Genomic DNA, 24,634 nt, shown 5'->3' with positions numbered 1-24,634 from the left:
CTGGCTAGTGTTCGTAGAGCGAGCCGGTGCCGAAGGATTGACGGAACATGAAGCGCAGCGTGAACGGCACCAGGCCGTACTGCGGCATCGGTGCGAAGACCGGCACGCGATTCGCCAGTGCATCGGTGAGGTTCTGGGCCGAGAACTGTAGTTTCGCGCGCGAGCCGAGCGAGAGCTCGAGGTTGCTGTTGAGCGTCTCGAATGCGGGCGCGCCGTAGGCGTTGTTCGAGCCGACATAGAGCGCGCCGAGCGATGCGCGCGAACCGTGCGGCCATTTGTAGCTGATCTCCGCGTAACCTTGCGCGTACGGGATGCGGAACGGCGCGATCTCGCCATACCCGATGTTTTGATCGTCGTAAGCGGTGGTCCCCGTATCTCCCCACGCGTACGTGCGCGGCAGCGAGAGCGCCGCGATGAAGCCCATGCCGACACGCTTGAACTGCTGGAGTGTGAATTCTGCGCCGCTCTCGATCATCGGCGGTCCGTTGGTATAGTTTCCGAAATCGAATGCGTACACGCCTTGCGTCGCGTTGCGGTAGAGGTCGGCCGAGAGCGTGGTGCTTCCGCCGCGCAGCCGCCATTCGAGGCCGAGATCACCACCGGTCGCACGTTCGATTACGTCGATGGTATTGACGGCTTCGAGCGGCGGGAGGACGGCGCTGGTCCCATAAGACGCGCGAAGGGCCAGCCCACTCGACAATTCGTACGAATAACCGGCGCGCGCGGCGGGTGCATCGAGCGTTCCGCGATACGTGCGATCGGCGTTGAGCTCACCGGAGAGATCGAATTCGTTCCGTGCATCGGGTTTATACGTCACGCTCTCGCGCGCGTTCGACTGCGTTTCGGTTTCGTTCGTGCCGACCAGGCTCGCATCCAGCACGCGCCCGCTCGTATCAAAGGCGAGCTTGCCGCCGGCATGCTCCCAGGCAAGCGTTACCCCGCTTTCGTTGTCCGCCGGCGTGGCGATCAGGGCCGGCGAAACCAGGCCCTGTTGGGTTTGCGCTACGAACGCGTGGACCGAAAACGCGTCGTTGCCGCGATCGAGCGAGGCTGCCAGATCGCCGAAGCCGAGATGCTCGTACCCGAAACCGGGAAGTCCGTAGATCGAATCGAGCGAGCGATCGAGGGAGACGGTCAGTACCGTTCCGCTGATCGAAAGTCCGGCTGACGGTGTGCTCCTCAACTTCACCAGAATCGCCTTGCGTGTGTAATTGCTCGGATCGGAGCCGCAGCAAGGAGAGCCGTCCACCGAGAACATCGAGGCGTAGGCAAGTGCACCGCCCGGTTCGGTGCCGTCGTATGCGAGATCGGTGAACGAACCGCCGTGCGAATCACCTTCGGTCTCGAAGGTTCCACGTTGTCCGAGCGTCGGGTCGGCGGTACGAAAATTGATCGCGCCGCCGACGCCGCCGCCGGCGTCCGCGATGTCGCCCGCGCCTTTGACGATCTCGACTTCTTGCAGCACGTACGTCGGTAAGAGGCTCAAATCGAGCGTGCCGCTCGGCGTGACGATCGGCTCGCCGTCGATCAAAACCGGCGTCTCGAACGGAAGCCCGTTGCGCACCGACGGGAACGAGGGCGCGAGCGGCGTGTCCGTATTCGTGCCGGTATTCGTGAGCGCCAAGGCGCCGGGCGTCTGATTCATGACGCTCGAGACGTCGGGTTGGCCCTGATCGCGATAGGCTTCGCGCGGATAGACCTTCTGTGCCACAGGCGTTGCATTGAACGGCGTGCGCGCGTGTCCGGTGACGGATCCGATCACGTGCAGCGACCCGGCCGAGGGCTCGAGCGTCACCGTGATCGACTTTTGATCGGTCCCACGAAGGATTTCCGAAAACGAGCGGTAACCGCTGGCGCTAACTCGCAGGGCAAACGCACCCGTTTGGGGCACTCGCACCCGTACGGTTCCGCGAGCGTCGGTGACGTCTCGCTGTGCCGGATCGGTGGCAACGACGACCTGCGCGCCACTGATTGGTTGCCGGTCGCCGTTGGTAACGGTTACGACAAGAGTCGCAGCCGCACTCGCGTAAAGCGGATAGCAAAACAAAACCAGGAAGGCAAAGAGAGAGCGGATGAGCACGAAAAGACTAGTGCGGCTTTTACTAATCGTTACCTTTCTCGCGAGCACGATCGTACCCTCACAAGCACAAACGACCGGCACGATCAGGGGAGCCGTACGTAATGCCGGCGGCATTCCGGTTGCGGGTGCGAGCGTGTCCATTCGGCCGGCGCGTGCTGCGCAAGTACGAACCGATGCACACGGTGATTTTTCGATCGCGAACGTTCCGGCCGGCACGTACGAGGTGACGGTCGTGAAGGGTGGATTCGTCAGCTGGTCGTTTGCCGGCGTGAGCGTGCCGAGCGCTGTCGCGCTCACTGTCGTGCTGACGGCGCGCTCGCTCGACACGATGAAGCAGATCGCATCGGTCCAGACGAGCGCCGGGTCGTCCTTCAACACCAGCGCGACCGCGATTGAAACGCTCTCGCAGCAGAACTTCGTCGACCAGGGACAGCTGAATATCGGTCACGTGATCGACGAGGTCCCGGGCGTCGTCTCGAACCGTCCCGACTCGGCGAACGGTAGCGCGCCGGGTTCGATCACCTCGCCGAACTTGCGCGGCGCCTTTGACTGGGAGAAGTCGAACCTGATCGACGGCTTTCCCCTCATCGCCGGCAAAAGCGGCGACTACGACACGCCGCTGGTGAACTCGCTGCTCTTCAATGACGTCGAAATCATCAAGGGGCCGACGGCGTATGCGAACGAGATCAACTACGGCATCGGAGGCACCCTGAATTTCGTCACGGGATTGCCGACGCTGACGACACACGACACGCTGATCGCCGGCATCGACAACCAGCAGGGCGCGTTCGCCGAGCTGCGCCTCTCGGACACGATCGGGAAAGTTGGATATCTCGTTGCGCTCGTGCGCAGCGGTACCAACGGCCCGCTCGACGACTATCCGACCTACGTCACGCTCCCGAGCGGATCGAAGGTCAACGGCGCGGCTGCATCCTCGACGATCAGCTCGACGGCGCCGGCGGGTTATAGCGGCCCGTATCCGGTGCCGGGCTCGATCAAGGGGAGCAATCCCGCGGCTGCCTACACGACGCTCGTCGCTTGCTGCCAGAACGTGACCTCGAGTTACCAGAGCAACGGCGAACTTGCCAAGCTCGCGTATCATTTCTCGAACACGACCACACTGACCGCGGGGTACATCGGCATTCAGGGTGAGTACGACGGTCCGGCCGCGGGCCTCTCGCAGATCTACTCGACCTTTACGCCGGGTCTATCGTACAGTGCAGCCGGAACGCCGTTCGCGAACGGCGGACAGTTCTTACTGAACGAAACGACGACGCTGCCGAATCAGAACGTAATTGATAACGAGCCGATGTTCGAAAGCGAGTTTCGCACCGCGCTCGGCAACGACACGCTCCTGGCGCGCTGGTACGCCGCCGTGCTCGAGCGTCCGACATACTCGGACAGCTCGGATCCCGCCGGCTCTTACACGACACCGCTTCAGCTCTTCGGCACCGTCAAGCTCGCCGGCACGCCGACGACCTTCAACGGACAGACCGCGCAGGTCACCATTCCCGATTCGAGTGCATACGTCGACAGCATGGGTGACTTCGATCACCTGCGCGGCAGCTCGTTCGAGTACGATCACCCCATCGGTACCGACGATATCCTCACGGCTGCGTACGACATGGACACGAGCTTGACCCAGTCATACAAGATCGCGCCGGGCACCGGCGCCGTGCAATATTCGATTGCACCGGGCACGCGCCAAGATATGGACAATTGGCTCCTGCGCGACGTGTTCCAACTCGGTGATAAGGCGCAGCTGACGCTCGCCAACTACTACAACATCTATCGTTCAACGTTCGCGCCGACCGCACCGACCGACACGTCGTTCGACTTCTCGACCGTCACGTCGACGCACGACGATCCGCGCCTCGGCTTCGTCTACCGTCCGGATCCCGATCTCGCACTACGCCTCTCGACGGGTTCGTCGATCGCACCGCCGTATCCGTCGCTGATCGACAACAACACCGAGACCGCCGAAGAGGTCTTGGCGGCAGGCGGCGCCGTCGGCGATACCGTTACCGTTCCGGTGAACTCGGGCACGCTCAGACCCGAGACAGCCTTCGCCTACGACATCGGCGGCGATGCGCGCTTGCCGCACGGAAACATCCTCTCGGTCGACCTCTACCTCACGAATATCTGGAATCAATTCCTGGCCAAGATCACCGATACGGGGACGACGTATACGTACGACGGCACGCCGTATGAGGTCTACACGAGCACGAACGGGAACCTCGCGCAAAGCCGCGATGAGGGAATTGAAATGGGGCTGCATCGCGATCCGCCGGTTGGTTACGGCTACACGATCTCCGGCGACCTCGAGCGCGCCTATGCGTACAATATCCCCGGCAACTTCTACGCGACGTCAGCCGGTCAGTACGAGACGAACCTCGGCGTGATTCCCGGTATCAACTACATCTCGAGCGGTCCGGGCTACAGCAACATCTCGAACAAGAGCGAGGCCTACTCGATGGGCTATGCCGAGATTCATCGCCGTGGCAGCTACGGTCAGTACGCCTCGCTCGGCCTGACGTACTACGGCTCGGACAACATGTTCAACATCCCGGCGTACTTCGTCGGCCATGCGACGTTTCGTCAGCCGATCGCGACCCACACGGCACTGCAGGTCTCGGTCGATAACCTCTTCGGCTCGAACGCGCTGCCGTACGCGCTCTATGGTGTAAATTCGGGAGCGATCTACGCGCCGCTCGTCACCGGTCAGGTCGGGCTCAAGGCGGATGTGCCATACGGTCCGACGACGGTGCGCGTCATGGTCGTGCGCAGCTACGGGGCCGCGCCGTAGGTCTTACTTTATGAGGGACGTCGCGAGCGTGGCCGCCAGCGTGAGCGTCCCGATGAAGACGAAATAGATCAGGGCTTCGGCCAGGAGTATTTCTTCAGACGCCGTTCGCAGGTGCTTGAACATTGAGCCGTTCCTCCACGGCCAAGTATGCCGGGGGATCCTGACAGCCTGCTTGACGCCGTATGAGAAAGCCCTAAGAGAAACTCAAATTTTCTCGAAAAAGCGCCCCAGAAGATCGGCAAGCAAGGGGCCCGTCTGCACGCCGTGCTCGGTCACGTCGACGTGCCTGGTGCCCGGGGCGCCGACGACGTTCGTGATCATGCTCATGCCCAAGACGCCGAGGCTGAGAAAACGGGCGAGAATCGTTTCGAGTACGGTCGACATCCCGACCGCATCCGCCCCGATCGTGCGCAGATACTGCGCTTCGGCCGGGGTCTCGTAGCTGGGCCCGGGCAGTCCCGCATAGACGCCTTCGCGTAGGCGATGTTCCGGTTTGGCAACGGCTTTGACGATCGCGCGCAAGCGCTCCGAATACGCGTCGTTCATGTCGACGAAGGGATTGTCATGCGGCCATCCCGTGAGCGGGTTGCGTCCGGTGAGATTGATGTGATCGCGGATCAGCATGATGTCGCCCGGCTCGACCTTCGGCGTGACCGAACCGGCCGCGTTCGTCAGCACGACCATCCGCGCGCCGGCGAGCTGCGCCATGCGGATGCTCACGGTGACCTGCGTCGGCGAGAAACCTTGATAGAGATGGACCCGTCCGGCGAAGGCAGCGATGCGCCGGCCCTTCCATGTACCGACAAGCACTTCGCCGGCGTGTCCCCGCAGCGACGCGACCGGCATCCCCAAGAGTGTGTCGTACGGGATCGCGACGTGCTTGAACTGGTCGCGCAGCGCGGAGGAAAGCCCGCTACCGAGTACGATCGCGGCATCGATGCGGCCGCCGGCGGCGTCGTCGATACGCGTTGCATCGACGGCAAGGAGTTTATCGTTGGGCGAGCGCGGATCGGTCATATACATTCGTTCCGGTCATTGCGGCTGGTATCGGTAGTCCGGCGAGTGCGAGCAGCGTCGGGGCGACATCACCCAGCTTTCCGGCGGCGCTGAGCCGGCCGTGCAGGTGGTTGGACACAAGGATAAACGGAACCGGGTTGGTCGTGTGCGCGGTCAGCGGCGCACCATTTTTGTCGAGCTTTTCCTCGGCGTTGCCGTGATCGGCGGTGATCGCCAGCAGGCCGTCCGCTTTGAGTACCGCATCGGCCAAGCGTTGCAGGCACGCATCGAGGATCTCGACGGCCTCGATCGTCGGCTCCCATTTCCCTGTATGCCCGACCATGTCGGCGTTGGCATAGTTCATGACGATCACGTCGTGCCCGCCGCGTTCGATGTCATGCACCGCGAAATCGGTGATCTCCCGCGCGCGCATGGCGGGCGCGAGATCGTAGGTCGGCACGCTGCGATCGGAGGGAATCAGTTCGCGATCCTCGCCGGGGAAGACGTCCTCGCGGCCGCCGTTGAAGAAGTAGGTCACGTGCGCATACTTTTCCGTCTCGGCCAGCCGTAACTGCCGCAGCCCGGCGCGCGAGAGGACCTCACCGAACGTGTCGTATTGCGGACGCGGACCGAAGAGCACCGGGTTGGGGAAGGTTTCGTCGTATTGGGTCATCGTCGCGAAGAGACCGTTCTTCCAGCCGTACTCGTTGAAACGCGTGGTGAGCTGGCGCGCACGGTCGGGGCGGAAGTTGAAGAAGATGCAGGCGTCGCCGTCTCCGACGGTGCGGGTCGGCCCCACGATGGTGGGCAACACGAACTCGTCGCTCTCGCCGCGCGCGTACGCTTCGTCCAGCGCCTCGAGCGCGCTCGCGGCATGGTGTTCGGCCGCTCCGCGAACGAGCATGTTGAACGCGGCGTCGGTGCGCTCCCAGCGCTTGTCGCGATCCATCGCGTAGAAGCGTCCGGTTATCGAGGCGATCGAGCCGGGCCGCCCCACCGAGTCGAGCTTTTCCTCGAGCTGCTCGATGTAGACCTTGGCCGAACGCGGCGGCGTATCGCGCCCGTCCAAGAACGCGTGCACGGCGAACGGAACGCTCGCGTCGACGGCCGCGTCGGCGAGCGCGAAGAGATGGGTGATCGAGCTATGCACCTGCCCGTCGGAGAGCAGCCCCATCAGATGCAGGCTCGTTCCGCCGCGCTTGACGTGCTCGATGCACCGAAGCAGCGTGGGGTTGGTCGCAAACGCGCCCGAGGCGATGTCGGCATCGATCAGGACGACGCCCTGCGGCACGACGCGGCCGGCGCCGATGTTCATGTGTCCGACCTCGCTGTTGCCCATGATGCCCTTGGGAAGACCGACCGCTTCACCCGAGGCTTCGAGCGTGGTCCACGGATACCGGTCGAAAAACGCGCGCCAGTGCGGCAGATCGGCGGCGGCGATTGCGTTCCCGTGGGCCGAGTCGCTGCAGCCCCAGCCGTCGAGAATCGCGAGGACGAGCGGTTTAACCACGCGCGGCCGCGGCTTCGATCAGCGTTGCGAACGCCTGCGGATCGAGGGAGGCGCCGCCCACCAGACCGCCGTTGATGTCGGGCTGATCCGCATACGCGCCGACGTTGTCGGGCTTGACGCTGCCGCCGTAGAGAATCGGAACGTCCTTCAAACCCCGCAGCGAGCCTCGGATGGCGTTCATTACGCGATTCGCTTCGACGGGATCGCAATTCGCTCCGGTTCCGATTGCCCAGATCGGTTCGTAGGCGAGCACGACGCGCCCGACCGCGTCGCGATCCAAACCTTCGAGCGCAGCCGTCGTTTGCGCGGTTACGCGCGCGATCGTTTTACCGTCCGCGCGTTCGGCTTCGGTTTCGCCGACGGCGACGATCGGCGTGACGCCGTGCGCCAGCAGCGTTTTGACCTTGAGGTTTACCGTGCGGTCGAGTTCGTTGAAGAACGTTCGCCGCTCCGAATGTCCGACGATCGCAAAGCGCACGCCGAACTCGCGCAGCATCAACACCGAGATTTCGCCGGTGAACGCACCCTGCAGTTCCCAATGGACGTTCTGCGCGCCGAGGGCGACGCGCGGGTGTCCGCGCAGCACGTCATGCGCGGCGGCGAGCGCGGTGAACGGCGGCGCGATGACGATTTCGACCCGATCGGGGATTCGGGCCGCCAGCGGAAGGAAGGCCTCGAGATAGGCCCGTGTTTCCGCCGCGGTCTTGTGCATCTTCCAATTGCCCGCGACGATAGTACGCGCCATCAGGAGTGTTCCAGTGCAGCGACCCCTGGCAGCGTGCGGCCCTCCAGGAATTCGAGCGTCGCGCCGCCGCCGGTCGAGACGTATGTCATTGCGTCGGCGAAGCCGAGCATGTGCGCCGCCGCTGCCGCATCGCCGCCGGCCACGACGCTGATTGCACCGTCGCGCGTTGCGCGCGCGATCGCCCCGCCCACGGCTGCGGTGCCGGCGCGGTACGCCGGCTTTTCGTAAACGCCCATCGGACCGTTGAACACGATCTCGAACGCGGGCGCGATGACTTGAGCGTAGGCGCGTGCCGTACGCGGCCCGATGTCGAGGATCATGGAGTCGCCGACGTCCTCGATGTCGACCGCGTGCGCCTGATCGTCGGCGTCGAACGAACTCGAGACCACCGCGTCGACCGGTAGATGCAGCGTGACGTCGCTGTGCGCGGCCAAATCGATGATCCGGCGCGCCGGCTCGAGGTCGTCGTCGCGGAGCGAGCGCCCGACGTTGGTGCCGCGCGCCGCGAGCAGCGTGTTGGCCATCCCACCGCCGATACAGAACGAATCGACCCTGTTCATGAGGTTGGTGAAGACGCCGATCTTGTCTTTGACCTTGGCTCCGCCGATCACGCAGACATACGGTATTTCCCGATGTTCGATCAGGGGCGTAAGCGCATTGAGCTCGGCTTGCATGAGCAAGCCGGCGGCATTGGGCAGCAGATGCGCGAGCGCTTCGGTCGAGGCGTGCGCGCGATGCGCCGTACCGAACGCGTCATCGACGTAGAGGTCGCCGAGCGACGCAAGTTCGCGCGCGAAGCTGGGATCGTTTTGCTCTTCGCCGGAGTGGAAACGCACGTTTTCGAGCAGCAGCACGTCGCCGTCTTTGAGCTTCGCGGCGGCATCGCGCGCCGGGGGACCCATGCAGTCTTCCGCGAACGCGACCGGCACGCCGAGACGCTGAGCGAGCACGGCCGCAACCGGACGCAGCGAAAACTTCGGGTCGGGCTTGCCGTCGGGACGCCCAAGATGCGAAAGCACGATCACGCGCGCGCCACGATCGCGCAACGCGCGCAGGGTCGGGAGCGCCGCATCGATGCGGGTGAAATCCGCGACCGTTCCGCCGGCCATCGGCACGTTGAGATCCTCGCGCACCAGCACGCGTTTGCCATGCACGTCGAGATCGTCGATGGTGTGGAAGTTCAGGGAGCTAAACCTTGCTCGGCAATTTGTCCAGGATCATCGCGGTGAGATCGGCCAGACGGCACGAGTACCCCCACTCGTTGTCGTACCACGCGCAGATTTGCACCAGATCGCCGATCGCTTGCGTCAGCTTCGAGTCGATGATCGAGCTGTACGGAGAACGTTTGAAATCGTAGGAGACGAGTTCTTCCTCGGTGTACTGCACGTATTTCTTGAGCGGACCTTCGGCGTCGGCGCGCATGATCGCGTTGACCTCGTCGCGCGTCGTGGCTTTTTTGACTTGTGCGACGAGGTAGACGATCGAAACCGTCGGCGTCGGCACGCGTAAGGCGAAGCCGTCGAAGCTGCCTTTGACTTCCGGAATCGTCAGATAGAGCGCCTTGGCCGCGCCCGAACTGGTTGGGATGATGTTGGTCGCAGCATTGCGAGCGCGCCGAATGTCCTTGTGCGGCGCGTCGAGGATGTTCTGATCGTTCGTATACGAGTGAATGGTGGTCATGAAACCCTTGACCCACCCGAGGTGGTCGACCAGCGGCTTCACCGCGGTCGCAAGGCAATTCGTCGTACACGACGCGTTCGAGATCACGTTGTGCTTCTCGGGATCGTACATGTTCTCGTTGACGCCGAGCACCAGCGTCACGTCTTCGCCTTTGGCCGGCGCGGAGATGATGACTTTCTTGGCGCCGCCGCCGGCGATGTGCGCACGGGCCTTCTCTGCGTCGGTGAAAAGACCGGTCGATTCGATCACGACGTCGACGCCGAGGTCTTTCCACGGAAGCTTGCCCGGATCGCGTTCGGCCAGCACCTTGATGCGCTTGCCGTCGATCACGACGGCGTCGCTCTGGGCGGAAACCTCACCCGCATAGGTGCCGTAGTTGCTGTCGTACTTGAAGAGATGCGCGCACTCCGCGGCACTGGTGAGATCGTTGACGGCGACGATCTCCACCCCGGGATGGCGCTCGAGCAGCGCCTTGGCAAAATTCCGTCCGATGCGGCCGAAGCCGTTGATTCCGATTCGCATGGCCCGGAGCAAGTACCGGGCGTGGTTCGTTAGGCCCTGCCGCTGCGCAGGCGAGCGGCGAGCCGGCTGAGGGCACTCAGGCGGCTCGAGACCGTGGGCTTGGCGATGGGGGGATTGCAGCGTGCTCCGAGTTCGGCCAGCGATTCATCGGGATGAGCCATGCGCAGTTCCGCGATCTCGCGCAGCGGCGGCGAAAGCTCGCCGAGCCCGTAGGCGCTTTCGAGGTATTCGATCGTGCGGCGCTGCGCGGCGGCCGCCGCTGCCGCGCGCTCGAGGTTGGCGGCCTCGGTGTTGACCAGACGGTGGATGCGGTTCTTGGTCTCGCGCAGCGCGCGCACGTCTTCGAGGTGCAGCACGGCCCCGAACGCGCCGATAATCGTGAGCACGTCGACGATCGCTTCGAAGTCTTTGTAGTAGAGAACCTCGCGCCGTTTGCGCATCGTGCGCTTCGGCGCGCGGCCCGTGCTGCGCAGCATCCAAACCAGGCGATCGGCCAAGTCGTGGTTCGGGACGACGAACTCGAGATGGTAACCATGCGCGCCGGCAGCGAGCGACCCGCACGCAAGAAACGCGGCGCGAATCTCCATCAAGCGATCGCACTTGAGCGTGGGCTTCGGCGGCGCTTCACGCAGCGCCGCCGGCAGCGTGATCGCGAAGGTCGGCAGGCGCGCGAGCCGTGTCGCTGCTCGCGTTTCGATCGGATGCGATTTGCGATCGTCGAGCAATGACCAGAAGAGGCGCGCGATCGAATTGCGGTGGGTGACGAATGTGTGCGAGCCGGCTGAACCGTATAGCGCGAGTCCGGTAGCGAGCGCGCCGCGGCAGTGCGCTGTGGGCGGCATCTCGCGCGCGAGCGCATCCTTGCTATCGGCGCCTACACCCATTCGGCCGGGTCGTCTTTACGCGTATCGACGATCTCGTAGAGCTGCGCCGGCTTCACCCCCGGCGTAACCCGCAGCGGAACTTCACGAACGCGCACGGTGACGTACCGCGTCGCGTAATGAATCTCGAGTACGTCGCCCGGTTTGACTTCGTACGCGGGCTTGAGCGGCCGACCATCTTTGGTTATACGTCCGTGCTCGAGCGCTTCGTGCGCCTCACTGCGGCGCTTGGAGAGGCGCGCCACCTTCATAAATTTATCCAACCGCATCGATCGATCCCTCAGCATAGCACGAGCGGATTAAGAAACAAACAATCCGGGCGGGAGTTTGCGCGCCGCGCGCCGAGAGGGGAAGAGCGTATGGCGCAAGCGAGCCCGGCCCGGCGAATGGGTGTGAATATCTTCGACGAGTCGAAGCCGATGTGGCAGATCATGCTGGTCTTCCTCATTCCGTTGATGATCAGCAATATTCTGCAATCGGCTTCGCAGACGTTTGCATCGATCTTCCTGGGGCGGATGATCGGTGTCGATGCGCTTGCCGCCGTCTCCGCCGTCTTCCCCGTCGTCTTTCTGCTCTTTTCGTTTCTGATCGGCATCGCAAGCGGCAGCACCGTCCTGATCGGCCAGGCGCACGGCGCACACGACGAACACCGCGTGAAGAAGGTGGCCGGCACCGTGCTCGGCGCGACGATGATCTTTGCCGTATTCGTCGCGGTGTTCGGCACGCTGGTCTCGCCGTGGATGCTGCAGGCGCTCGGAACGCCGGCGGCGATTCTAGCCCAGTCCGACGCGTACACGCGGGTCATTTTTCTCACGGCCCCGATCATCTTTCCTTATCTCGTGTATACGACGTTTTTGCGCGGCGTCGGCGATTCGCAGACGCCGCTGTACTTCTTGATCGTGAGCTCGGTGCTGGCGGTGTTCTTCACGCCGGCGTTCATCCAAGGTTGGTTCGGGCTTCCACACCTCGGCGTGGTCAGCGCCGCGGTCTCCGCCATGATCGCCAACCTCGTCGGACTCATCGGTCTCTTGTTCTTGCTCGCGCGGCGGAAGAGCCCGCTGGCGTTCGACCTCGAGATGGCGCAAGACATGGTCCCCAATCTGATGATCTTGTGGAACGTGATCCGGATCGGCGTCGCGACCGGCATTCAGGTCATCATGGTTTCGCTCGCGGAGATTGCGATCATCAGCTTCGTCAACCACTACGGCCCGCGCGCCACCGCCGCGTATGGAGCGGTCAACCAGATCGTGAACTACGTGCAGTTCCCGGCGATCTCGATCGGCATCGCGGCCTCGATCTTCGGTGCGCAGTGCATCGGCGCTCGCCGCGAGGACAAGCTCGGCAGCGTGATTCGCTCGGCGGTAGCGTTGAACTACCTGGTCGGCGGCATCTTGGTCACGCTCTGCTATTTGCTCGCGACGCAGCTGCTCCAGTTGTTCATCACCGACGCGCCTACGGTACGGATCGCCCACGAGCTGCTGATGATCACGCTCTGGTCGTACCTCGTTTTCGGCAACAGCGCGGTTATCAGCGGCGTGATGCGCAGCAGCGGCACCGTGCTCGTGCCGACGATCAACGGGCTGATCGGGATCTGGCTGCTCGAAGTCCCGGTCGCGTACTTCTGCATGAAGCATTTCGGGTTGCCGGGCGTGTGGGTCGGTTATCCCGCCTACTACTGCTTCATGCTCTGCGCCCAATTCACGTACTACGAATTCTTCTGGAAGAAGAAAACGCACGAACGGCTCGTGTAGACCCATCACGCCATTGCTCGCAAAACCGCTCCCGCGCCCTTCGAGGCACTCGCGCTGCGCGCTCGTGCACCTCAGGATGACCGTTGTTCCGTCACCCGCAGGTGCGAGCCGAAGGCGAGCGGTGGGCGGTTCCCTTATTTGCGTTTCTTCGCTTTCGGCGTGACGCAGGTGCCGCTCGCGCGGCAGACGACGGCCGGTTCGTCCAAAAAATCCGCGGCGCTGTCGCCGGCGTCGGCGCGCACCGCGATCACCTTGCGCGCCTCGAACTCCATCGCGCGCGAGGTCGTGCCGACGCGGGTGATGCGGCCGCGCGCCTCGATGTAGTCGCCCGCATAGACCGGCGCGAGAAACTCGACGCGATCGTAGGCGACGAAGAGCCCCTCGTCGCCGTCCAAGCGGATCAACAGCTCGGTCGCGACGTCGCCGAAGAGGCCCAACATGCGCGCGCCGTCGACCAGATTGCCGCCGTAGTGCGCGTCGTGCGCGCTCATCCGGACCCGGATGAGCGCGGTTACGCTGCTTGCGTCTTCGCCAGTTGCCACAATTCCTCGAGTTCGTCGAGCGAGAGATCGGAGAGCGTCTTGCCGTTCGCGGCGGCGCGTTCTTCCATGAAGGTGAAGCGCCGATAGAACTTCTCGTTGGCTTCGCGCATCGCGGCTTCGGCGTCGATGCCGAGCGAGCGTGCCAGATTCACAACCGTGAAGAGCACGTCGCCCAGCTCCTCGCGGACGTGCGGATCGTCTTGGGCCAAGCGTCGTGCTTGCGCGAGTTCGCTCAACTCCTCGTGCAGCTTGTCGAGCACGCCGCCGACGTTTGGCCAGTCGAACCCGACGCGCGAAGCCTTCTCTTGCATCCGCTGACCACGTTGCAGCGCGCCGAGCGCTTTGGGAATGCCTTCCAGCCGGCTCTTGCGTTTTTGTCCGGTGGCCTCTTGCGCCTTGAGCTTCTCCCAACTGCGCCACTGCGAATCGACGTCTTCGATCACCGCATCGCCGAAGACGTGGGGATGACGCCGAACCATCTTGTTCGAGAGCGCGTCAACCACGTCGGCGACGGTGAATTTTCCGGTTTCCGCGCCGAGCTGCGAATGGAAGACGATCTGCAGCAAGAGATCGCCCAGCTCTTCGCAGAGCGATGCGGAATCCTCGCCTTCGATCGCCTCCACGACTTCGTACGTCTCCTCGATCAGATACGGCACGAGCGTGCGGTGCGTTTGTTCGCGATCCCACGGGCAGCCGTCGCGCAGCCGCGCCATGATCTCGATCAGACCGTCCCAGGTGTAGTGCTGCGATTGCGGTGGGAGCGGCACGAGCGGCATCGCGATCGCGGCCGAAAGCGTTTCGTGCGGCATTCCGGGCGTGATGTGGGTCGCATGTCCTTGGCCCTCGAGCGCGCGTAGAAGCGGCGGGAGACCCGGAAAGTCGGAGAGCGGGTTGCCGAGAACCCCGAGCCCGAACGTCGCGATCGCGAGTCCGTCCAGGGCTTCCAGAAAACGTGCGATCGCCTCGGGGCTGCCGTACGCGAGCGCGCCCGGATCGTGGATCAGCGAGCGGTCGATCGCGACGCCGTGGGCATCGAGCGCGCGCACCAGGTCAGGCGGCGCCGGCAGCGCGGCGGCGCGCGCGCACGCGCGCAACGCGTCCAGGCTTCCGACCGTCAGGTATCCGGGATCTCCGGGGCCTAGGCCCACGATGCGAACCAGCATGTGGAGCGTGCAGTTCGCGAAAAAGCGAAGGGCCCCGTTCGGGGCCCTTCTTGCGGCTTACGGTGACGACGAGGCAGCAGGCGTGGCGACCGGCGCCTGCGCGGGCGGGGTCGGTTCGGGCGTCGGGAACGCCGCGGCAAAGCGCGGATCGCTCACCGTGATCTGGGCCTTGTTCTGCAAGTCCATCAGGAACGGCTGAATCAGCGGCGCTTCCTGCTGCTCGCGCAGCATGTCGGCAATCTTACCGCGCGTGTTCGCGAGCGTCGCGACCTGGCCCGGGATACGCTTCTCGACCTGGATGATATGGTAGCCGAACGGTGATTTCACCGGCGTGCTGATTTGACCGACGGGGAGCGAGAACGCGGCTTTGTCGAACGCCGGCGTCATCTGTCCGCGGCGGAACATGCCTAGTTCTCCGCCCTTGTCCCGGCTTCCGGGATCGATCGAATACTTCTCCGCCTCGGTTGCGAAGTTTGCGCCTTTCTTCAGATCGGCTTCGACCTTATTTGCGGTCGTGAGATCGGCAACGAGGATGTGACGCGCGTCGACTTCGGCCGGGACGTCGAAGGCGGCGTGATTCTTCTTGAAATAGGCCTCTATCGCCGCATTCGAAACGTTCACGTTCTTGCCGACGGCCTGATCGATGATGATTTGATCGGTCAGGATCTTGTGCACGTCGTCTTCCGTCAAGCCGCGCGACTTGAGCATCTCGTCCCACTGTCCCGGAGGAAAGTTGGTTTTGAGTTGATCTTCGCGCTGCGTGATTTCCGCGTCGGTGACGTTGATGTTGTTCTTCTGCGCGTACTGTCGCAACAGAATCTCGCGCACCATCTGCTGGAGCGTCGACGCCGCGACCGGGCTTGCCTCGAGTTTGGCGTCGAAGTCCGCCTTGCTGATCTGCTGCCCGTTCACGGTTGCGATTGCGCCGCCGCCCGCGCAGGCGCTCAAAGACGCGGCCAAGAGCATTGCGGCCAGACCCGCGACGACGCGGTCGAGTTTCGACATGGTCACTCCAGATTCAGATGAAATCAGTGCGTAGTAAAGCGGAGCCGTTTGGACTCCGCCGCCGGCCCTGGGGGTTCGTTCGGCGCCGAGCCGACCCCTTGCCGGGGGCGGCTCAGGACGAGGAGAGCCACGTCGTCGCGGCCGCGCCGGCCGCCCAGGATCCGCTCCCGGATCGACCGCGCGGGACGGGCGAACTCAAAAGGCGTGAGCTGGCCGAGCACGGTCCGCAAGCGCATCTCGCCGCGGACGTAATCGTGTTCGTTCTCGACGATCCCGTCCGTATAGCAGATCAAGCGGTCGCCGACGCCGAGGTGCTCATGCACCTGCTCGACCTCGATGCCGTCTAAAACGCCGAGCGGCGGAGCGCTGCTCGTGACCTCGCGCAGCGAACCGTTCGCGCCGAGCAGGATCGCCGGCGGATGGCCCGCTGACGCGTAGGTGAGGTCTCCGGTGCGCGCGTTGAACACGCCGCAGAGCGCGGTCACCATGCCCTCGTCGTGCATTCGCAAGACGCGATTGGCGCGCTCGAGAATGGCGGCCGGCTCGTTTGCGACCGAAGCGAAGGCAACGAACGCTTGACGCACGCGGCTCATCGTGAGCGCGGCTTGGAGTCCGTGGCCGGTCACGTCGCCGAGCGAGAAAAAGAAGCGATCGGCATCGAGTGAGAAGACGTCGTACCAGTCGCCGCCGACCTGGGCCAGATCTTCGGCCGGGACGTACGTTGCGTCGAAATGTACCAGCGTGTTCGACGGGAGCGATTGCGGCAATTGCGCTTGAGCAAAGGCGTCGGCGACGCGTTGCAAAGCTTCGAGGTGCTGATGGGTGGCATCGACGTCGGTGCACGTGCCGAGCCAGCGCACGATCTCTCCTTCCGCGTCGCGTTCGGCGAGAGCGCGCCCGGAGAACCAATGATACTCTCCGTCGGCGCCGCGCAAACGATACTCGATCTCGTAGGGCTTACCGGTGCGCACGCTTTCCTTCCAAAGCGCGAAGGCTTTGACGGCGTCCTCGGGGTGGAGCGCGACGAGCCATCCGTCGTTCAGTGCGGTAGCTTCGTCCTGTCCGGTGTAATCGTACCAGCGCTGATTGAAATACGCTGCTCTTCCCGGTTCGTCTCCGAACCACACGATTTCCGGAATGGCTTCGATCAGCGTGCGCAGCTGCGCGGCGACGCTTTCAAGCACCTCCTTATGGCGAATTTCTTTCTCGAGGCGGACGCGTGTCCGGCTCCCGATCACGGCGACGACGGCAACGATCACGGACGCCAGTGCGATCAGCCACGCCGAGGTTACGATCGTCGTGCGAATCCGCGCCGTGAGCATGCGGAACACGCTGCGCAGTTGCGCCAGCAGCGCTTGCTGCATGCCCCCGTCCACGACGCGAAAGCGATCGAGGATCGTCTTGCTGCCGATTTGGAACTGAGCCGTGGCGCGCACGTCGGATGACCGCAGGGTCGGCGCCGCGACGTTCGCTTCCCAGATTCGGTTCAGCGAGGCCATTTCGTCGACACGGGGGAGCAGCGAGCTCATGCCGGCTTGAATCAGGGCCTCGCGCAGCTGCGCGAAGTCGCCGGCGAGCTCCGCATGGGCGGCCGTATAGGGAGCGAGCAGAACCCGATCGCCGCTGGACGCGTAGCCGCGGATACCCGTCTCCTCGTCGATCTGTTCTTGCAGCACGCGCAGGTTGGCGGTATCGGCTTTGTGCAGCGCCTCGTACCGCGCCACCGCTAGGTCGGTGGCATGATCCGAGAGGATCGTGCCTACGGCGAGCACGACGATGATGACGACGGCGAGCAGCACCGCGAGCAGCGGCACCAACTGACGAGTACTTCTCAGAACGCTTCGAGCAACTTTCGCAGCAGGGGCATCCAGATCGCCTCGGCGGTCTGACCGGGTGGCGCCGTGGGCAAATCCACCACGATCTTGCCTTCGCCGAAACGAAATCTATTCTTGGTCAACGATTGCAATTTCGGAATCGTCGCAGGGTCGAGTTCAAAGCCGGTACCGACGCCGAGGGTGAGGCGTGATTCGTCGATCACGACGCGTGTTACGTGTTTTTGCAGCGCAACCGCGCGCAGCTTGGTCAATTCGACCAGGCGCTCGAGCGGCAACGGAAAAACGCCGAACCGGTCGCGCACGCCCGCCGCGATCTCTTCGACTTCGGCCTGCGAGCGGGCTTTGGCAAGCTGCTGATAAACCGCGATCTTTTGCGAGACTTGCGGAATGTAATCGTCCGGAATGAACGCGCTGACTTTGACGTCGATCACCGCCTCGCGACGGTCGTCGAGCGAAGGAGACATGCCGCGCCGCTCTGCGATCGCTTCGGCGAGCAGTTGGCAATAGGTGTCGAAACCAACCGAGCCGATGAAGCCGGATTGCGCCGAGCCGAGCAGGTTGCCCGCTCCGCGAATCTCGAGATCGCGCATCGCGATTTGCAGGCCCGATCCCAGGTGGGTGAACTCGCGAATCGCTTCGAGCCGCGCCTTGGCCTCTTCGGTGAGCGCTTTGTGGCCCTGGTAGAGGAGGTAGCAATAGGCCTGATGATTCGAACGGCCGACGCGTCCGCGCAACTGATAGAGCTGCGCGAGACCGAACTTGTCGGCATCGCTGACGACCATCGTGTTGACGTTGGGAATGTCGATGCCGTTCTCGATGATCGTCGTGGCGACCAGCACGTCAACCTCGCCGTCGATGAAGGCTTGCATCACCGGTTCGAGTTCGCTCTCGCCCATCTGACCATGACCGATCGCGATGCGCGCGCGCGGTACGAGCGTTTGCAGGGCATTGCGGACGGCGTAGATCGATTCGACCCGGTTGTGCAGATAGTAGACTTGGCCGCCGCGATCGAGCTCGGCAGTGATGGCGCGCTGCACGATCGCATCGCTCGTCGGCACGACCATCGTCTTGACCGACATGCGATTCTTGGGCGCGGTCTGAATCAGCGAGAGGTCGCGAACGCCCATGAGCGACATGTGCAGCGTGCGTGGAATCGGCGTTGCCGAGAGCGTTAGCACGTCGACGGACGTCTTGTATTCCTTGAGGCGCTCCTTGTGCATCACGCCGAATCGCTGCTCTTCATCGATGACGATCAGCCCCAAATCCGCGAAGGCGACGTCCTTTTGCAGAAGGCGGTGCGTGCCGATGATCACGTCGACCTTGCCCTGCGCGAGATCGGCGAGAATCGCGCGCGCCTGGGCTTTGCTCTTGAAGCGCGAAAGCTCTTCGATGCGCATCGGGAAGCCGGCGAAGCGGGCGCCGAAGTTGCGATAGTGTTGATCCGCGAGGAGCGTCGTGGGAACCAGGACGGCCACCTGTTTACCTTCCGCCACGGCTTTGAACGCGGCCCGCATCGCGACTTCGGTCTTGCCGTAGCCGACGTCGCCGCAAACGAGGCGGTCCATCGGCTGGGCGCGCTCCATGTCGCTCTTCACGGCCTCGATCGCTTTGCGCTGATCGGGCGTCGGGTCGTACGGGAAGGCCTCTTCCATTTCGCCCTGCCACGGAGTGTCGGCGCCGAAGGCGTAGCCGCGGCTGAGTTCGCGCTCGGCGTAGAGTGCGACCAAACCGTCGGCGATCTTCGCGAGTGACTCGCTGACCCGCGATTTCGCGCGGGCCCAATCCGCGCCGCCCATTTTTGAGAGGCGCGGCGACTGGCCTTCGGTCGCCGAGTATTTGGTGACATGATGCATTTGGGTGACCGGGACCAGCATCCGGTCCGACCCCGCATAGGCGAGATCGAGGTAATCTTGGGTCGCGCCCAAGATCGTCTCGGTGCGCAACCCGAGATATTGACCGATGCCGTGCACGGCGTGCACCACGTAATCGCCCACGCGCATATCGGCCAGCGTCACGGGGACGCCTTCTTTTACCGCGCGAAGTTTGACGCGTTTGGGAGGAGCGCCGAAGATCTCGCGATCGCCCAGCACCCGCAGCCGGAGGTCCGGCAGCGCGAATCCGGCTTCGATCGAACCGTGATCGACGGTGACGCGCGCGTCGGTGATGCCGGCCGCCCGCAGCAGATCGGCGGTACGCGAGACGGCGCTGCTGACGATGTGCAGCGATTCGCCGGCCGCGACCCACTCGCGAACGCTCTTCGAGAAGAGCTCGATCTGCCGGTTGAAGTGTTCGACCGGACGGCAATCGATCACGAACGATGCGCCGGCGCGTGGGACCCAATCCAGGCCGTCGCTGCGTTCGATCGCGCCCGGAAGAATCAGCACGGGATGCGTGCGCACGTCCTTGGCGAGCGATTCGAGCCGCGGATGCGGCGCGGCGACCTCGGCCAGAAGCGCGTCGTCGACTTCGGACTCGCTCACCGAGAACTCGCCCGACTCTACACCGGCGAGCAGCACGCTCTGCTCGCGCGAACGCTCCTCTTCGAGTCCGCGCTCGATGGTCGCGAGCATACTCGGCTCGTCGAGCACGACGATCGCGTCCCGGCGCAGGTAGTCGAGCAGCGTTGCCGGCTCATCGTGAGCGAGCGGCAGCCACGAAGCCGGCAGGTCGCCTCCGCTTTCGACGTACGCGGCGAGCGATGCGCGGACGGACGGCGGACCGTCGAAGCGCTCGAGAATGCGCGCGCGGTAGACGGGATCGCGCGGGATTTCACTCCACGGCACGACAACCGCACGCGAACGCTCGCCCTCACTGCGTTGACTCGCCAGATCGAAGGGGCGGATGCTCTCGATCGTATCGCCGAAAAACTCGATGCGCACCGGCGCGTCCTCGCTGGCCGAGAACAGATCGATGATTCCGCCGCGCACCGCGTACTCGCCGACCGCGCTCACGACGTCGGCGCGCGCGTATCCCAGTGCGAAGAGCCGCGCTTGCAGCGCTTCCCAGCCGGGTTCGTCGCCGACCCGCAGCTCGAGCTGCAAGCGCTCGAAGAGCTCGCGCGGCATCAGATACTGACGCAGCGCGGCAACCGGTGCGAGCACGATGCGCCGTTCACCGTTCGCCAGATCGGCCAGCAGCGTCATGCGCGCGCTGCGCTCGGACGGACTCTCGATCGCCCCCAGTGCTTCGTCACGCGAACGCAGCAGCGCGACTTCATCCGGTTCCTCTTCGTTCAGGTAATACAGAAGGTCGGCGAATGCGCGCTCGGCGACGTCCGGCGTCGGCACGATCACCAGCATCGGCCGCTCGAGCGCACGATAGAGTGCGGCGAGCAACGCGGGACGCGCAGCTGCGACGGTTTCGTGGCAAGCGTAGACGCCGGCGCCCGTCCGCAGCGCGTCGATGACCGGCGCGAGCGCGCGCGACGAGGCGGCGAGCACGTTCAGCAACGCGTCGTTCGAAGCGTGGACTTTCGGCGTTTGGGCGATCACGGGGCGCTTATTGTAACACGAGCGGCACGTACGCAGTTACCGCGATGGCGCCATAGCCGAGCGAGAGCAGCGGGGAGGGCAGCCCAGCCGCGTCGGGTAGGTAACGAAGCAGGGCGGCGCTCGTAACCGCGAGCACCGTCACACGCGCCCGCCGGTCGTGCGCGAAGGCGGCGAGCGGCAACAGCCAGAGCGCGTACCACGGATACGGATTCGGGATCGCGATCCAGGCGGCGAGCGCGATCGTGCACCAGCGGTCGATCGGCGTGCCCATGCTGCGCGCGCGCACGAGCACGAAGACGCACACCAGCGCGGCGACGGGGAGACCGAGTGCCTGGATCGACGCCAGCGGCAGATAGTGCCCATGTGAGACGATTCCGGAGCGTACGCCGCCGATGAGTCCGCGCGATGCGGTTACGACGGCCGCGATCCCGACGATCGTGCCGCCGAGCACGGCGCGCGCGTTACGCCGGGCGAGAATTCGGTCCAGCGCAAAGGCGAGCGAGGCGGCCAGCGCCGGTAGTTTGATCGACGCGGCCAGCGCGACGGCCGCCGCACCGAGCGCCGGGGCGCGGCGCGCGATGACGATGCCCAGCAGCACCGCGGCGAGCGCGAGCGTGTCGTTGTGACCCTCGAGGGCGGCGAAGAGCGCGACCGGGTTGCAGACGATGAACGCGGCGGCCCGCGCGCCGCCGAGCAGCGCAGCGAGGTACCCGCTTAGCAGCAGCGCCGCGCATGCGAGCATCCGGAACCCGTCGAGCACGGCGAGCACGCCGAATCCGCGCAGCGCGCCGGCAATCGCGTGCGCGATCGCGACGAAGGCCGGCCCGTAGACACAAATTGGCACATTTTCGGGGCGCCATTGCCAATTTGCGGCAGCAATTAACGTATCGCTGCTGCGGCCGGCGGGCGCGTATGCGTTCAAGCCGATTCGCGCCATCTCGCCGTACGCCCCATAGGCGTAGACGTCGCTCGAGAACAACGGGAGCCAAAACCAACCCGCGACCAAAGCGAGAGCGCCGGCGAGCAGCGTGCCGCCGGTCGAGAGCGGCCGGCGCAGCTGCAGTGCGTACACGACGAACGCGACTGCGATCGTGGCGGCGAGCACGAGCCAAAACACGGCTCCGGTCGCGCCCCAATCGGTGGCGACCGGAAGCGGCTGCGCGAGATCGGTTGCAAAGCCCGAGGGAACGCGCGCTAAGAGAAGCCTGCTCGCGATCGTTCCGGCTGCAAAGGCGAACGCGATGCCGATCGTTTTCACTCGATCGGTCTTTCGCGTTACGATTGGTCGGGGTCTCCTCGATGCACGCAGCGAAGGACGAATCATGGAAGGACCGTGGATGCGCCGCGCCATCGAGCGTAAGCGTGATGGCGAGGAGCTCGAACCGGCGCTTTGGCACGATATCGTCGAGGGGTACCTCGTCGGCGAGGTCGACGACGCGCAGATGGGTGCGTTTGCGATGGCCTGCGTGTGGCGCGGACTCGACGAAAACGAGGTGACCGCGCTGACCCGGGCGATGGTGGAGAGCGGCGCAACACTCCTCTATCCGCCGGGAATGTTCGTCGTCGATAAACATTCCAGCGGCGGCGTCAGCGACATCGTGTCGCTCGTGGCCGTTCCGCTCGTCGCCGCGTGCGGGGTCCACGTCGCCAAGCTGTCGGGCCGCGCGCTCGGCCATACCGGCGGCACCATCGACAAGCTCGAAGCGATCCCGGGTTTCAACGCTACGCCGTCGATGGACGCGTTCGTCCGTCAAGTCGAGCGCGTCGGCTGCGCGATTGCGGCGCAAAGCGATTCGTTCGTCCCGGCCGACAAGCGCCTCTATCACCTGCGCGATCACACCGCTACGGTACCGAGCATCGGCCTCATCGCCGCGTCGATCGTCTCGAAGAAGGTTGCCGCAGGTGCGAACGCCTTCGTCTTCGACGTAAAATGCGGAACGGCGGCGTTCATGCGCGACGTTGAACAGGCCAAGGCGCTGGCGCGCATGCTCGTCGGTGTTTCCGAACGATTCGGCCGCCGAGCGTACGCCATCGTGAGCGACATGAACGAGCCGCTGGGCCGATCGATCGGTACCGGAATCGAAACGATCGAGGCGCGCGAAGTGCTCAGCGGGCGCGAGGGCGACGAGCGCGTGCGCGCAGGCTGCGTCCAGATCGCGGCGGCGATGCTCGAACTGGCGGGCGTCGCCGCGCCGCGCGAGCGCGCGCTGCGCGCCCTCGAAAACGGCAGCGCCTACGAGAAATTCGTCGACATGGTGCAAGCTCAGGGCGCGGGCCGCGCCGCGCTCGAAGCGCTTGCGCCGGACCCGCGGGTCCGGCCGCTGCGCGCACCGGGCGGCGGGATCGTCACCTCGATCGATGCCGTCAGGCTTGGAAATGTTGCGCGCGCGCTCACCGCGCACAGCTCGGTGGGCGGAATCCGGCTGCACGTGCGCGTCGGCGATCGGGTTGAGCCGGGCGTGCCGCTCGCCGACGTCCTCGGCGAAGGCGCGGATCCGGAAGCGATTCTCCCCGCCTTCGCGATCGGCGAAGAGCTGCCGTTACCGCGCCCCCTGGTTTACGCTACGATATGACTTTGTCCGTCAAAGCTAAAGCTTTGCCGTCTAAAGTCGCACGGCTTCGCTCGTGCTGTTCTGAGCCGAGGTTTCTATATCCGCGATCAGATAGAGCGGGCGGCCTTTGGCTTCGTCGTAGATGCGCCCGATATATTCACCGAGGATGCCGAGGCTGATCAATTGCACGCCGCCGAGAAAGAGGACGGCGACGATCGTGGAGGCCCAACCGCGCGTGTAGTACGGCGCGTTGTGGCCGAATAGTTTGAAGACGATCACCATCAACGCGTAGACGAACGCGATGGCGCTCGAGATGAATCCCAGGTAGGACGCGAATCGCAGCGGGACGTCGGAAAACGAGGTGATGCCGTCGATCGCAAAGCGCAGCATTTTTGGTAACGGGTATTTCGTAACCCCGGACAGCCGTTCGTCGCGATCGTACTCGACGCCGGTCTGGTTGTAACCGACCCAACTCACCATGCCTCGCAAGAATCGGTGCCGCTCCGGTGAGCGCTTGAGCGCTTCCACCACCCGCCGGCTCATCAACCGGAAATCGCCCGTGTCAACCGGAATCGAGACCTTGGTCAAACGCTTGATCGTTCGATAAAAAAGACGCGCGGTGAAGAGCTTGAATGGGCTCTCTCCCTTGCGCGTGCGACGCACCGCATACACGACGTCGTACCCTTCGCGCCACTTGGCGACGAATTGCGCGATCAGTTCGGGCGGATCTTGGAGATCGCCGTCCATCAGCACCACGGCATCACCGCGTGCAATATCGATGCCGGCGGACGCGGCGATCTGATGTCCGAAGTTCCGAGAAAGACTGACGACGACGACGTGCGATCTGCGCGTCAGTTCGGCGCGTACCTGAGCAAGCGTGGCATCGGTGCTGCCGTCGTTGACCAGGACGATCTCGTAGCTCGGAGAACCCGGGAGCCGGGCGAGAACGTCGGCAATTCGCTCGACCAGCGGCGCGACATTTCCCTGTTCGTTGTACAGCGGTACGACGATGCTCAGGGTCGGCGCCGCATCCGCGTGAAGTTGCATGGCCGCCCGCCCTTCGACATACCGCTAC

Annotated in this window: 18 protein-coding genes; 3 read left to right on the top strand and 15 right to left on the bottom strand. The window is 64.3% G+C overall.

Annotated features, from left to right (window positions below; translation table 11 throughout):
- Positions 1–4: 4 nt before the first annotated feature.
- Positions 5–2,080, bottom strand: coding sequence for a TonB-dependent receptor (locus VMF11_05550; GenBank protein ID HTU69767.1), 2,076 nt, complete (start codon positions 2,078–2,080; stop codon positions 5–7).
- A 10-nt stretch (positions 2,081–2,090) separates the two neighbouring features.
- Between VMF11_05550 and VMF11_05545 the strand changes: the two genes are divergently transcribed.
- Positions 2,091–4,886 (top strand): TonB-dependent receptor, encoded by a 2,796-nt coding sequence (locus VMF11_05545; GenBank protein HTU69766.1) that lies wholly within the window; start codon positions 2,091–2,093, stop codon positions 4,884–4,886.
- 204 nt (positions 4,887–5,090) lie between these two features.
- Here VMF11_05545 and VMF11_05540 read toward each other — a convergent pair whose 3' ends face one another.
- The 7 genes from VMF11_05540 to VMF11_05510 are packed head-to-tail and all read right to left on the bottom strand — an operon-like array spanning position 5,091 to position 11,489.
- Positions 5,091–5,903: a purine-nucleoside phosphorylase gene (locus tag VMF11_05540; protein ID HTU69765.1), complete on the bottom strand. Its 813-nt coding sequence runs from the start codon at positions 5,901–5,903 to the stop codon at positions 5,091–5,093.
- Positions 5,875–7,392 (bottom strand): 2,3-bisphosphoglycerate-independent phosphoglycerate mutase, encoded by a 1,518-nt coding sequence (gene gpmI / locus VMF11_05535; GenBank protein ID HTU69764.1) that lies wholly within the window; start codon positions 7,390–7,392, stop codon positions 5,875–5,877. The genes VMF11_05540 and gpmI overlap by 29 nt, the downstream gene beginning before the upstream one ends.
- On the bottom strand, positions 7,385–8,137 hold the full coding sequence (tpiA, locus tag VMF11_05530) for a triose-phosphate isomerase (GenBank protein HTU69763.1): 753 nt from the start codon (positions 8,135–8,137) through the stop codon (positions 7,385–7,387). Before tpiA ends, gpmI begins: the two co-directional genes overlap by 8 nt.
- Positions 8,137–9,306: a phosphoglycerate kinase gene (locus VMF11_05525; protein ID HTU69762.1), complete on the bottom strand. Its 1,170-nt coding sequence runs from the start codon at positions 9,304–9,306 to the stop codon at positions 8,137–8,139. The genes tpiA and VMF11_05525 overlap by 1 nt, the downstream gene beginning before the upstream one ends.
- A 19-nt stretch (positions 9,307–9,325) precedes the next feature.
- Complete coding sequence (gene gap / locus VMF11_05520; GenBank protein HTU69761.1) at positions 9,326–10,339, bottom strand: type I glyceraldehyde-3-phosphate dehydrogenase; 1,014 nt, start codon at positions 10,337–10,339, stop codon at positions 9,326–9,328.
- A gap of 29 nt (positions 10,340–10,368) precedes the next feature.
- A complete protein-coding gene (whiA, locus tag VMF11_05515) occupies positions 10,369–11,223 on the bottom strand; it encodes a DNA-binding protein WhiA (protein ID HTU69760.1) in 855 nt (284 codons plus the stop codon).
- A complete protein-coding gene (locus VMF11_05510) occupies positions 11,214–11,489 on the bottom strand; it encodes an RNA-binding S4 domain-containing protein (GenBank protein HTU69759.1) in 276 nt (91 codons plus the stop codon). Before VMF11_05510 ends, whiA begins: the two co-directional genes overlap by 10 nt.
- Positions 11,490–11,579: 90 nt before the next feature.
- On the opposite strand from VMF11_05510, the gene VMF11_05505 reads away from it, so the two are divergent.
- A complete protein-coding gene (locus VMF11_05505; protein HTU69758.1) occupies positions 11,580–12,971 on the top strand; it encodes an MATE family efflux transporter in 1,392 nt (463 codons plus the stop codon).
- Positions 12,972–13,105: 134 nt separating this feature from the next.
- Here VMF11_05505 and VMF11_05500 read toward each other — a convergent pair whose 3' ends face one another.
- The 6 genes from VMF11_05500 to VMF11_05475 are packed head-to-tail and all read right to left on the bottom strand — an operon-like array spanning position 13,106 to position 22,265.
- Positions 13,106–13,513, bottom strand: a complete 408-nt coding sequence (locus tag VMF11_05500) for a hotdog domain-containing protein (protein ID HTU69757.1) — start codon at positions 13,511–13,513, stop codon at positions 13,106–13,108.
- Entirely contained in the window at positions 13,483–14,676 is a 1,194-nt protein-coding gene (gene mazG, locus VMF11_05495; GenBank protein ID HTU69756.1) for a nucleoside triphosphate pyrophosphohydrolase, read from the bottom strand. The genes VMF11_05500 and mazG overlap by 31 nt, the downstream gene beginning before the upstream one ends.
- A gap of 57 nt (positions 14,677–14,733) precedes the next feature.
- Positions 14,734–15,681, bottom strand: a complete 948-nt coding sequence (locus tag VMF11_05490) for a peptidylprolyl isomerase (protein HTU69755.1) — start codon at positions 15,679–15,681, stop codon at positions 14,734–14,736.
- A 23-nt stretch (positions 15,682–15,704) separates the two neighbouring features.
- On the bottom strand, positions 15,705–17,495 hold the full coding sequence (locus VMF11_05485; GenBank protein ID HTU69754.1) for a SpoIIE family protein phosphatase: 1,791 nt from the start codon (positions 17,493–17,495) through the stop codon (positions 15,705–15,707).
- Between the two features lie 17 nt (positions 17,496–17,512).
- Complete coding sequence (gene mfd, locus VMF11_05480) at positions 17,513–21,007, bottom strand: transcription-repair coupling factor (protein HTU69753.1); 3,495 nt, start codon at positions 21,005–21,007, stop codon at positions 17,513–17,515.
- A 7-nt stretch (positions 21,008–21,014) separates the two neighbouring features.
- Positions 21,015–22,265: a hypothetical protein gene (locus VMF11_05475; GenBank protein ID HTU69752.1), complete on the bottom strand. Its 1,251-nt coding sequence runs from the start codon at positions 22,263–22,265 to the stop codon at positions 21,015–21,017.
- A gap of 64 nt (positions 22,266–22,329) precedes the next feature.
- Here VMF11_05475 and VMF11_05470 point away from each other — a divergent pair, with 64 nt between their 5' ends.
- Positions 22,330–23,580, top strand: a complete 1,251-nt coding sequence (locus VMF11_05470; GenBank protein ID HTU69751.1) for a thymidine phosphorylase — start codon at positions 22,330–22,332, stop codon at positions 23,578–23,580.
- Between the two features lie 30 nt (positions 23,581–23,610).
- Here VMF11_05470 and VMF11_05465 read toward each other — a convergent pair whose 3' ends face one another.
- Positions 23,611–24,606 carry a glycosyltransferase family 2 protein gene (locus VMF11_05465; GenBank protein HTU69750.1) on the bottom strand — a complete coding sequence of 332 codons (996 nt, stop codon included), beginning with the start codon at positions 24,604–24,606 and terminating at the stop codon, positions 23,611–23,613.
- Positions 24,607–24,634 lie beyond the last annotated feature (28 nt).

Source organism: Candidatus Baltobacteraceae bacterium (assembly GCA_035502855.1).
In the GTDB taxonomy this organism is placed as follows: domain Bacteria; phylum Vulcanimicrobiota; class Vulcanimicrobiia; order Vulcanimicrobiales; family Vulcanimicrobiaceae; genus Aquilonibacter.
Note: the sequence above shows the minus strand (reverse complement) of the source record. Positions and strands in the feature narration are given on the sequence as shown.

Coding starts and splice junctions, on each gene's coding strand:
- VMF11_05540 (HTU69765.1), bottom strand. CDS start 5,903: ATGACCGATCCGCGCTCGCCCAACGATAAACTCCTTGCCGTCGATGCA.
- tpiA (HTU69763.1), bottom strand. CDS start 8,137: ATGGCGCGTACTATCGTCGCGGGCAATTGGAAGATGCACAAGACCGCG.
- gap (HTU69761.1), bottom strand. CDS start 10,339: ATGCGAATCGGAATCAACGGCTTCGGCCGCATCGGACGGAATTTTGCC.
- whiA (HTU69760.1), bottom strand. CDS start 11,223: ATGGGTGTAGGCGCCGATAGCAAGGATGCGCTCGCGCGCGAGATGCCG.
- VMF11_05510 (HTU69759.1), bottom strand. CDS start 11,489: ATGCGGTTGGATAAATTTATGAAGGTGGCGCGCCTCTCCAAGCGCCGC.
- VMF11_05505 (HTU69758.1), top strand. CDS start 11,580: ATGGCGCAAGCGAGCCCGGCCCGGCGAATGGGTGTGAATATCTTCGAC.
- mazG (HTU69756.1), bottom strand. CDS start 14,676: ATGCTGGTTCGCATCGTGGGCCTAGGCCCCGGAGATCCCGGATACCTG.
- VMF11_05490 (HTU69755.1), bottom strand. CDS start 15,681: ATGTCGAAACTCGACCGCGTCGTCGCGGGTCTGGCCGCAATGCTCTTG.
- VMF11_05470 (HTU69751.1), top strand. CDS start 22,330: ATGGAAGGACCGTGGATGCGCCGCGCCATCGAGCGTAAGCGTGATGGC.
- VMF11_05465 (HTU69750.1), bottom strand. CDS start 24,606: ATGCAACTTCACGCGGATGCGGCGCCGACCCTGAGCATCGTCGTACCG.